Raw genomic sequence first — 10,409 nt, forward strand, 5'->3', positions numbered from 1 at the left:
CCCTCGCACACAGCGCCGACACTTCCGCCGGGGAGGCGTCAGGTGAGGGCCCCGGCCAGCGAGATGGCCACGGTGGTCAGCTCCTCCCGGGCACCGGCCCAGCCACGGATCCGGGGCTAAACGCTCAGCAGCGCGACGACGAACCGGTCGTCCGAATGGCGCGGTCCAGCACCGCGACCGCGAGCTCGGTGCCCCCGGACACGACGGCCTGCGCCGCGGCGACCGCGGCGTCCGCCAGCCCGGTCTCGAACTCGGGTTCGGGCTGCGCTTCGGGGGCGGTCACCACCGACGGGGCGGGCGCGGACAGGCGCAGGGTGTCACCGGGCTTCGGCGCGCCCGGGGGGTGGGCGCGGACAGGCGGGACCGCGCGTCCGCGGTGAGTTCGTCGGACTCGGCGATCGGGATCGTGAGGAGCCCTGCCGCCGCCAGCAGGAGGCCCAGTCCTCGGATCCCGCGGACGTTGCGGCCTCTGATCATTTCAGGTTCAACGATGATAGAGCCCGGCCGGAGGAGCCAGTCGAATCCGTGTGTGTTTCATCACGACAACGATTCGATCTTCGCGTGACCTCCCTCTCACGTGGGAGATCCACCACACTCTTACACTGCACACACCCGCGACGCCCACCAGCGCCGACGGGTGCGATCGACGTCAGGGAAGCCGTCACGCAGTCCAGAACCGCCGCGGCCGGCCCTGGCGTGAGAAGTCACGCGAACTCAGGAGGACGGATGTCCGTGTCCGCCATGACCCTCGCCCAGGGCCTCGAGCTCGGAGGGGGTGACCGCGTCATAGTCGGCGTGGTCGCGGTGGTCGCGCTCGTCGCACTGGCGATCGGCTACACGCTCCTGCGGGAGGTCCTCGCCGCCGGCGACGGCACCCCGAAGATGCAGGAGATCGGCCGAGCGGTCCAGGAAGGCGCCGCAGCGTATCTCAACCGGCAGTTCAAGACCCTCGGCGGCTTCGTCGTCGTCGTGTTCCTGCTGCTCTTCGCCCTACCGGCGGACGACCTCGGAGAACGAATAGGGCGCTCGATCTTCTTCATCATCGGTGCCGTCTTCTCGGCGACCATCGGCTACCTCGGCATGTGGCTCGCGACGCGGGCGAACATCCGGGTCGCCGCGGCGTCCAACGAGCCCGGCGGGCGGGAGAAGGCGACCAGGATCGCGTTCCGCACCGGTGGCGTCGTCGGCATGTTCACCGTCGGCCTGGGGCTCTTCGGGGCGGCCCTCGTCGTGCTCGTCTACGCCGGACAGGCGCCCAAGGTGCTGGAGGGCTTCGGCTTCGGCGCCGCCCTACTGGCGATGTTCATGCGTGTCGGCGGCGGCATCTTCACCAAGGCCGCGGACGTCGGCGCGGACCTGGTCGGCAAGGTCGAGCAGGGCATCCCCGAGGACGACCCGCGCAACGCCGCGACCATCGCGGACAACGTCGGCGACAACGTCGGCGACTGCGCCGGTATGGCCGCGGACCTCTTCGAGTCCTACGCGGTGACGCTGGTCGCCGCGCTCATCCTCGGTACCGCCGCCTTCGGCCTCCAGGGCCTGCTCTTCCCGCTGATCATCCCCGCGATCGGTGTCCTGACCGCGGTGCTCGGCGTCTACATCACCCGGACCCGGGCGAACGAGGGCAGCCTCAAGACGATCAACCGCAGCTTCTACATCTCCGCGGTCGTCTCCGCGGTGCTCTGCGCGGTCGCCGCGTTCGTCTACCTCCCGGGCAGCTTCGCCGCGCTGAACGGGCCGACGGACACCACGGTCGTCGCGGACATGGCAGGCAGCGACCCCCGGGTCATCGCCACCATCGCCGTGATCATCGGCATCGTGCTCGCGGCGGCCATCCTCAAGCTGACCGGCTACTTCACCGGCACCGAGGACAAGCCGGTGCAGGACGTCGGCAAGTCGTCCCTGACCGGTGCCGCGACGGTCATCCTGTCCGGCATCTCCATCGGCTTCGAGTCCGCCGTCTACACCGCGCTGGTGATCAGCGCCGCCGTGTTCGGCGCATTCACGCTGGCCACCGGCTCGATCACGGTCGCGCTGTTCGCCGTGGCCCTCGCCGGCACCGGCCTGCTCACCACGGTCGGCGTCATCGTCGCGATGGACACGTTCGGCCCGGTCGCGGACAACGCGCAGGGCATCGCGGAGATGTCGGGCGACGTCAAGGGGGACGGCGTGGACATCCTCACCGAGCTCGACGCGGTCGGGAACACCACCAAGGCGATCACCAAGGGCATCGCGATCGCCACGGCGGTGCTCGCCGCGACGGCGCTGTTCGGCTCCTACCGCGACGCGATCAACGTCGCGTTGGCCAAGGCCGGCGTCGCGCTGGCGGACGCGGGCACCGGGTTCGCCAGCGAGGTGTTCGCCCCGAACACCCTGGTCGGTGTGATCATCGGCGCGTCGGTGGTGTTCATGTTCTCCGGGCTCGCGATCAACGCGGTGACCCGCGCGGCGGGCGCGATCGTCTTCGAGGTGCGCCGCCAGTTCCGGGAGAACCCCGGGATCATGGAGGGCACCGTGCGGCCGGAGTACGGCCGCGTGGTCGACATCTGCACCCGGGACTCGCTGCGCGAGCTGGCCACCCCCGGCCTGCTGGCGATCTTCGCGCCGATCGCGGTCGGCTTCGGACTCGGCGTCGGCCCGCTGGCCGGCTACCTGGCCGGCGCCATCGCCACCGGCACGTTGATGGCCATCTTCCTGGCCAACTCCGGTGGCGCGTGGGACAACGCGAAGAAGCTGGTCGAGGACGGCAACCACGGCGGCAAGGGCTCGCCCGCGCACGAGGCCACCGTCATCGGCGACACCGTCGGGGACCCGTTCAAGGACACGGCCGGCCCATCGATCAACCCGCTGATCAAGGTGATGAACCTGGTCTCCGTGCTGATCGCCCCGGCCGTCGTGACGTTCTCGGTCGGGGACTCGGCGTCGACGCCCGTGCGCATCGTGATCGCGCTGGTCGCGGTCGCGGTGATCGTCGCGGCGGTCGTGGTGTCGAAGCGGCGGTCGTCGCAGATCGCGGACACCCCGGCGGACACCACCGTCGGCTGAGTGCCCTGCGGCGCCGGCACCGCCGGCGTGGCAGGTCGGAGCGGTACCGAGAGGCCGTCCGTCCCCCTCCGGGGCGGGCGGCCTCTCGCCGTTCCGGGCCGCTACGGTCCGCCGGGTGGGAAGCGGGGAGGGAAGCCGGATGCGACGCCGCCTGCTGCCGGCCGCCGCCGCAGCCGTGCTCGCCCTCGGTGTCGCCGGCTGCACAGCGAACCCGCAGGACGACACCGTGGTGTGGACCGGCCGGCTCTGCGACACCACTCGTCCCTTCCTGGAGGCGGCCCGGACCACGCCCGCCGCGAAGGCCGAGCCGGTCGCGCAGGCCCGGGAGCTGCGCCGCCACCTCGACACCACCCTCACGGCGCTCGACGCCACGGCCTCGGGCCTCGGCCGGCTCGGCCCGTCCCCCGTCGACGGCGGGGACGACGCGGTGATCGGGTTGGGCGACCGGCTCCGGCAGTACCGCGAGGCGTTCCGCAGCGCCCGGGCCGCCGTCGACGCCCTCGGCACCACCTCCGCGGACGCGGTCCGCGACGGCCTGCCCGCCGCCCTCGCGCCGCTGGACCAGCTGCGCATCCCCACCGGCGACGACCTGCGGGGGACGCCCGAGCTCAGCGCCGCGGCCGATCGGGCCCCCGCCTGCGAGCGTCTCCGACAGGCCGCACCGGGGGGCTCCGGCGGCTGACGTGCAGACCCTCGCGGCGCGCCCCGTATAGGGTCGAGCCGTCGTGCTGATCGTGCGCCCCGGCCCGGCCGGGGCGCCGCGAGGAGACAGGAGGCGGTCCGTGCCGCTGACGCCGCGCCCGTCCCGGGTCGCCGTGGCCGCCGTCGTCGGCGCGCTGCTGTTCGGCGGCGGCTGCTCGTCCGTCGTCGCCGGGGTCCCCGCCGCGGACCCTGCGCCCCAGCCCACCGAGGGGCCGGGCAGCGATCCCGTCGCCTGGGTCGACAGGGTCTGCGGCGCCGTCCTCACCTACACCACCCCGGCGCTCAGCGCGCCGGACTTCGCCGGCCGGCTGGACCTGCCGACGATCAAGCAGCGGCTGTCGGACTACCTCGGCTCCACCGTCACCGGCCTGGAGCAGAGCCAGACGCAGCTGGGCGCGGTCGGTCGGTCCCCGGTCAGCGGCGGCGACGAGACCGTCACGACCATCAGCGACGGCCTGAAGAAGCTGGACGGCGACGTCGGGGCCGCCAAGGCCAAGGTCGACGCGGCGAACCCGAACGACATCGCCTCGTTCCAGGGGGCCCTGAGCGAGGCCGAGAAGAGCCTGAACGAGGTCACCGCCCCGGACGCGATCGGGAACCTCAAGGCCTCCCCGCGCCTGGACAAGGCGGCCGGACAGGCGGCGAACTGCCAGAAACTGCAGTCCCTCGCCCCTCCCGGCTGACCCGCCCGGCTGATCTTCACTACCGCCCGGCGCGTCGTACTCCCGAAGATCGAACGCATGTTCTATCATCGCGCCTGTGGCGCAGCTGTCCCTCTTCTCCTCCGACGCCAGGCCGGCCGGGCTCGGGGACCTGGCCGGGCTGCTGTGCGGCCCGGGGCGGATCAGCCGGTTCGGCGCGGGTGACACGGCGCGGCTGAGCGTCGTCGTGGCGGACGAGTCCCGGGTTCCGGAGCTGCGTGCCGAGGCCGCGGCGCGGTCGATCCCGCTCGAGGTCGGCGTCGCTTTGTGCGGCAGTCCGGAGCTCCGCACCACCTACCGCCGGGACCTCGCGGAGCTCGCCGCCGCGTGGACCGGGCCGGACGGGCGCAAGGTCGTGCCTTCGGACCTGCAGCTCGACGGCACGCTGCTGCGGCTGTGGAGCCTCGTCGCGGGTCTGGCGGACGATCGGGGCGGCTACCTGCTGCTGCTCGACCCGGACGCGCCCTGGACCCACGAGCGGCTCATCGCCGCCGCCACCCGGGTCGGGTTACCGCCGGCCCGGGCGGGTTCCCCGACGTGCGGGGGCACCCGCCCCTGCGCCCGGCACGGCACGCTCGGCCCGCTGCTGCTCCCGGCCCCCGAGCCGGCCGCGGCGGCCGGATCCGGATCCGTCAACCGGCCCGGGCTTCCGCCGACCGGCGAGCACCCGGCCCACGACGGGAACCCCGAGGAGCACCCGCACGACGCCGGCCGGACGCCGGCCCACCGGCACCTCGCCGACCGCAACCCCGTCGACCGCAACCCCGCTGACGGGCCGGGCCCGGACTGGACCGACGGTGGCTGGCCCGAGCAGGACTGGCCGGAGGATCACTGGTCGGCGGAGGACTGGCCGATCGACGAGGACGAGTCCGGAACCGTGATCGGCGGCGGCGCGTCCGCCCCGCGCCCGGACCGGGCGGCACCCGACAGGCCCCGGCCCGTCGCCGTCCGAACCCGTGGGCCGGAGCAGCCGTCCGGGCACGGCGTCATCGCGACGGACGCGACAACCCTCCACGTCCCGGACCTCGACGGGGCCGGTGTCCCGCCACCCGCCCCGCGGGAATGCCGGGCCGCCGGGCCGGCGTTGCGAATCAGTGGAACACGCCGCATGCAGCGGCTCGCCGAGCTCGTCGGGGCACCCCCCGGGGGCGTTCCGGCGGCCGAATGGCCCCGGTACTGGGGGCGGAACATCGCTTGACGCGCCGGTTACGCTCCCGCTCGTCACGTTCCGCTCACGGTGTGACCGATGCGATACACAGCGTCGGTGTGCGACCGTGGCGGCCGAGGTCCCCGGTTCGGGGATACTGGCGGATCCGTATCGGAACGGGTCCGAGCGGCGGGCGCGAGCCGGACGGCGGCGCGCCCGGAGGGATGGAGTAGGACCAAGGTGGCAACCCGAACGACGAGCTCCGAGGACAGCGACACGAGCGCCGACGGCGTCGTGGCACCTGCCTCGAAGCGCACCCGAGCGGCCAGTGGTGGCCGCCGCACCGGCACGCCCGCGTCCACGGACACCGGGCGTCCGATGCGCAGGCTCGTGATCGTGGAGTCGCCCACCAAGGCCAAGAAGATCGCCCCCTACCTGGGCGACGACTACGTCGTCGAGTCCTCCGTCGGGCACATCCGGGACCTGCCGCGCGGTGCCGCGGACGTCCCCGCCAAGTACAAGGGCGAGAGCTGGGCCCGGCTCGGCGTGGACGTCGACAACCAGTTCCACCCCCTCTACATCGTGACGCCGGAGAAGAAGGGCAAGGTCGCCGAGCTCAAGGACCTACTCAAGGGCGTCGACGAGCTCCTCCTCGCGACGGACCCGGACCGTGAGGGCGAGGCGATCGCCTGGCACCTGCTGGACACCCTGCGCCCGACGGTCCCCGTGCGCCGGATGGTCTTCCACGAGATCACCGAGACCGCGATCCGGGCCGCCGCGGAGAACCTGCGGGACCTGGACCAGGACCTCGTCGACGCGCAGGAGACGCGGCGCATCCTGGACCGGCTCTACGGCTACGAGGTCTCCCCCGTGCTGTGGAAGAAGGTCATGCCGAAGCTGTCGGCGGGCCGCGTGCAGTCCGTCGCGACCCGGCTGATCGTGCAGCGCGAGCGTGAGCGGATGGCGTTCGTCTCCGCCGGCTACTGGGACATCGCCGCGACCATGGACGCCGGCGCCCAGGCCACCCCGCGCCAGTTCGGCTCGCGCCTGGTCAGCGTCGACGGCAGCCGCGTCGCGACCGGTCGGGACTTCGGGCCGGACGGTCGGCTGAAGAACGACGAGGTCCGCGTCCTCGACGAGGCGAGTGCCCGCCGGCTGGCGGAGTCCCTCGAGGGCCGGGACTTGACCGTCGCGTCCGTCGAGTCGAAGCCGTACTCCCGCAAGCCGTACGCCCCGTTCATGACCTCGACGCTGCAGCAGGAGGCCGGCCGCAAGCTCCGGTTCTCCGCCGAGCGCACGATGCGCGGCGCGCAGCGGCTGTACGAGAACGGCTACATCACCTACATGCGTACGGACTCGACCACGCTGTCCGAGTCCGCGATCGCGGCCGCCCGCGCCCAGGCCCGCGAGCTGTACGGGGACTCCTACGTCCCGTCCGCGCCGCGGCAGTACACGCGGAAGGTCAAGAACGCGCAGGAGGCCCACGAGGCCATCCGGCCGGCCGGCGAGACGTTCCGGACCCCGGGCGAGATCGCCCGCGAGGTCGACGGGGACGACTTCCGGCTCTACGAGCTGATCTGGCAGCGCACCGTCGCCTCGCAGATGGCCGACGCGCGCGGCACCACGGTCAGCATCCGGATCAACGGCAGCGCGGCGACCGGCGAGGACGTCGTGTTCGCCACCTCCGGCCGCACGATCACGTTCCCGGGCTTCCTGAAGGCCTACGTCGAGACGGTCGACGACCAGACCGGCGGCCAGGCGGACGACGCCGAGTCCCGGCTTCCGGAGCTCACCGAGGGCCAGGTCATCACCGCCGCCGAGCTCACCCCCGAGGGCCACTCGACCAACCCGCCGGCCCGCTTCACCGAGCCGAGCCTGGTCAAGCAGCTCGAGGAGCTGGGTATCGGCCGGCCGTCGACGTACGCGTCGATCATCAAGACCATCCAGGACCGCGGCTACGTCTGGAAGAAGGGCTCCGCGCTCGTCCCGTCGTGGGTCGCGTTCTCGGTGGTCGGGCTGCTCGAGCACCACTTCGGCCGGTTGGTGGACTACGACTTCACCGCCGCCATGGAGGACGAGCTGGACTCCATCGCGTCGGGCAACTTCACCCGCAACGCGTGGCTGAACGGCTTCTACTTCGGCGACGGAACCAGCGCCGAGGGCTCGGTGGCACGCGCCGGCGGGCTGAAGAAGCTGGTCGGGGTGAACCTCGAGGAGATCGACGCCCGCACGATCAACTCGATCCCGCTGTTCACCGACGCCGAGGGGCGCGACGTCGTGGTCCGCGTCGGGCGCTACGGCCCGTACATGGAGCGGGCCACCGGCGAGACCGACGACGAGGGCAAGCCGAAGACGCAGCGCGCGAACCTGCCCGAGGACCTGCCCCCGGACGAGCTCACCGCGGAGATCGCCGAGCAGCTGTTCTCGGTGCCGCAGGAGGGCCGCACGCTCGGCACGGACCCGGTGACCGGGCACGAGATCGTCGCGAAGGAGGGCCGGTTCGGTCCGTACGTCACCGAGCTGCTCTCCGAGGAGGAGGCAGCCGCGGCGAAGAAGGCCAAGACCAAGCCGCGCACGGGCTCACTGTTCAAGAGCATGTCCGTGGAGTCCGTGACGCTCGACGACGCGCTCAAGCTGCTGTCGCTGCCCCGGCTCGTCGGCAAGGACCCGGACAGCGGGGACGAGATCACCGCGCAGAACGGCCGCTACGGCCCGTACCTGAAGAAGGGCACGGACTCGCGGTCGCTCTCCTCGGAGGACCAGCTGTTCACGGTCACGCTCGACGAGGCGCTGGAGATCTACAAGCAGCCGAAGCAGCGCGGCCGCGGCTCCGCGGCGAAGACCCCGCCGCTGCGCGAGCTGGGCAAGGACACGGCCACGGACAAGCCGATGGTGATCAAGGACGGCCGGTTCGGCCCGTACGTCACCGACGGCGAGACGAACGCGTCGCTCCGCAAGGGGGACTCGGTCGAGGAAATCACGGACGAGCGCGCCTCGGAGCTGCTCGCCGAACGTCGCCTCAAGGCCCCGCCGAAGAAGGCGGCCGCGAAGAAGCCCGCGGCCGCCCGCAAGACCCCGCCGAAGACGACGACGCGCACCGTCTCGAAGCGGAAGACCACCAAGTAGCGCCCTGTGCGCGGGAAACCTCGCTAGAACGAAGTTTCCCGCGCACAGGTTTTGTCGAACTGCGGAAACAGGTTCAGCCGATGAGCAGCTTCTTCACCGCCGCCGCCACCCGGCCGCCCTCGGCGCGCCCCTCGGCGGCGGCGGTGGCCTTCTTCATGACCACGCCCATCTGCCGCGGCCCGGGCTTCTCCCCGGTCTCCGCGGTGACGTCCGCGACGGCCTGCTCGGCGATCGCGGTCAGCTCGTCGTCGGTGAGTTGGGTGGGCAGGTAGCGCGCGAGGACCTCGCCCTCGGCCCGCTCCTGCGCGGCGAGCTCGTCGCGGCCCGCGGCGGCGAAGGCCTCGGCGGACTCGGCCCGCTTCTTGGCCTCCTTGGTGATGACCTTCAGCACCTCGGCGTCGTCGAGTTGACGGGCCTCGGTACCGGCGACCTCGGCGTTGCCGATCGCGGTCAAGGTCATCCGCAGGGTGGACTTCACCAGCTCGTCGCGGTTCTTCATCGCGGCCGTCAGGTCGGTCCGCAGCTGGTCCTTCAAGGCGCTCACGGACGCAGACGGTAGTCCACCGGGCCGCGACGTACCCTGGCGTTCGTGAACAGCTGGGCACGGGTGGCGCTGGGCGCCACCACCACGGGGGCGGCGACGGTCGCGTACGCAGCCGGCTACGAGCTGCGGCGGTGGACCCTGCGCGAGGCCACGGTGCCCGTGCTGCCGCTGGGCACACGTCCGCTGCGGATCCTGCACATCTCGGACCTGCACCTCACGCCCGGCCAGGAGAGCAAGAAGCGCTGGGTGTCCGAGCTGGCCTCGCTCGAGCCGGACCTCGTCGTCAACACCGGGGACAACCTCGCGCACCCCAAGGCCGTGCCCGGCGTCCTCACCGCGCTGGGTTCGCTGCTGGAGAAGCCCGGCCTCTTCGTGTTCGGCAGCAACGACTACTTCGGCCCCACCCCGAAGAACCCGATGCGCTACCTGCGCCCGAGCGAACGCCGCATCCACGGCGAGCCGCTGCCGTGGCGGGACCTGCGCGCGGCGTTCGTCGAGCACGGCTGGCAGGACGCGACGCACCAGCGCGTCTTCCTGGACCTCGACGGGGTGCGGGTCGGCGTCTCCGGCGTCGACGACCCGCATCTCGCGCTGGACCGCTACGACAGCGTCTCCGGCCCGATCACCGCGGACCTGCGGCTCGGCCTCACCCACTCCCCCGAGCCGCGCGTGCTGGACTCCTTCGCCGCGGACGGCTACGACCTCGTCCTCGCCGGTCACACGCACGGCGGCCAGCTCCGTCTGCCCGGCTACGGCGCCCTGGTCACGAACTGCGGCATCGACCGCTCCCGGGCCCGGGGCGTCTCGCGCTGGGGCGCGCGCATGCACCTGCACGTGTCCGCCGGCCTGGGCACCTCGCCGTTCGCCCCGGTGCGCTTCGCCTGTCCGCCGGAGGCCAGCCTGCTGACCCTCGTACCGCGCCCGGCGGGGGTACGGACGGAGAAGGCGCCCCCCGCGACGGCGTCCGCGGACGTCGGGTAGAGTTCTCCACGGCTCAGGGAAACACCGCCTGGGCATTCGGGGTGTGGCGCAGCTTGGTAGCGCGCTTCGTTCGGGACGAAGAGGTCGCAGGTTCAAATCCTGTCACCCCGACCACCAGAGGCCCTGGTCACAGGCTCCAGACGGAGCCCGGGACCGGGGCCTC

8 protein-coding genes and 1 tRNA gene are annotated in these 10,409 nt (G+C 72.4%); 7 read left to right on the plus strand and 2 right to left on the minus strand.

The window, feature by feature from the left end:
- Nucleotides 1–124: 124 nt before the first annotated feature.
- On the minus strand, nucleotides 125–283 hold the full coding sequence (locus tag JWP64_RS19230) for a hypothetical protein (protein WP_297499104.1): 159 nt from the start codon (nucleotides 281–283) through the stop codon (nucleotides 125–127).
- A gap of 449 nt (nucleotides 284–732) precedes the next feature.
- Here JWP64_RS19230 and JWP64_RS19235 point away from each other — a divergent pair, with 449 nt between their 5' ends.
- From JWP64_RS19235 to topA, 5 genes are all read left to right on the plus strand, one after another.
- The gene (locus JWP64_RS19235) at nucleotides 733–3,045 is read left to right on the plus strand and encodes a sodium-translocating pyrophosphatase (RefSeq protein ID WP_297499117.1); all 2,313 of its coding nucleotides are present in this window, start codon (nucleotides 733–735) and stop codon (nucleotides 3,043–3,045) included.
- A 139-nt stretch (nucleotides 3,046–3,184) separates the two neighbouring features.
- Nucleotides 3,185–3,727: a hypothetical protein gene (locus JWP64_RS19240; RefSeq protein ID WP_297499106.1), complete on the plus strand. Its 543-nt coding sequence runs from the start codon at nucleotides 3,185–3,187 to the stop codon at nucleotides 3,725–3,727.
- Between the two features lie 100 nt (nucleotides 3,728–3,827).
- Nucleotides 3,828–4,430 carry a hypothetical protein gene (locus tag JWP64_RS19245; RefSeq protein ID WP_297499108.1) on the plus strand — a complete coding sequence of 201 codons (603 nt, stop codon included), beginning with the start codon at nucleotides 3,828–3,830 and terminating at the stop codon, nucleotides 4,428–4,430.
- A 76-nt stretch (nucleotides 4,431–4,506) separates the two neighbouring features.
- Nucleotides 4,507–5,646 carry a hypothetical protein gene (locus JWP64_RS19250; protein ID WP_297499111.1) on the plus strand — a complete coding sequence of 380 codons (1,140 nt, stop codon included), beginning with the start codon at nucleotides 4,507–4,509 and terminating at the stop codon, nucleotides 5,644–5,646.
- A gap of 327 nt (nucleotides 5,647–5,973) precedes the next feature.
- A complete protein-coding gene (gene topA, locus JWP64_RS19255; RefSeq protein ID WP_297499119.1) occupies nucleotides 5,974–8,721 on the plus strand; it encodes a type I DNA topoisomerase in 2,748 nt (915 codons plus the stop codon).
- Nucleotides 8,722–8,794: 73 nt separating this feature from the next.
- On the opposite strand, the gene JWP64_RS19260 is transcribed toward topA, so the two are convergent.
- A complete protein-coding gene (locus JWP64_RS19260) occupies nucleotides 8,795–9,265 on the minus strand; it encodes a GatB/YqeY domain-containing protein (protein ID WP_297499113.1) in 471 nt (156 codons plus the stop codon).
- Nucleotides 9,266–9,310: 45 nt separating this feature from the next.
- Here JWP64_RS19260 and JWP64_RS19265 point away from each other — a divergent pair, with 45 nt between their 5' ends.
- Together JWP64_RS19265 and JWP64_RS19270 are read left to right on the plus strand one after the other, a co-directional pair.
- Nucleotides 9,311–10,246: a metallophosphoesterase gene (locus tag JWP64_RS19265; protein ID WP_297499115.1), complete on the plus strand. Its 936-nt coding sequence runs from the start codon at nucleotides 9,311–9,313 to the stop codon at nucleotides 10,244–10,246.
- A 37-nt stretch (nucleotides 10,247–10,283) separates the two neighbouring features.
- Nucleotides 10,284–10,360: transfer RNA gene (locus JWP64_RS19270), tRNA-Pro, on the plus strand.
- Nucleotides 10,361–10,409 lie beyond the last annotated feature (49 nt).

This window comes from Pseudonocardia sp. (genome assembly GCF_025465255.1).
In the GTDB taxonomy this organism is placed as follows: Bacteria; Actinomycetota; Actinomycetes; order Mycobacteriales; family Pseudonocardiaceae; genus Pseudonocardia.

Coding starts and splice junctions, on each gene's coding strand:
- JWP64_RS19240 (WP_297499106.1), top strand. CDS start 3,185: ATGCGACGCCGCCTGCTGCCGGCCGCCGCCGCAGCCGTGCTCGCCCTC.
- topA (WP_297499119.1), top strand. CDS start 5,974: ATGCGCAGGCTCGTGATCGTGGAGTCGCCCACCAAGGCCAAGAAGATC.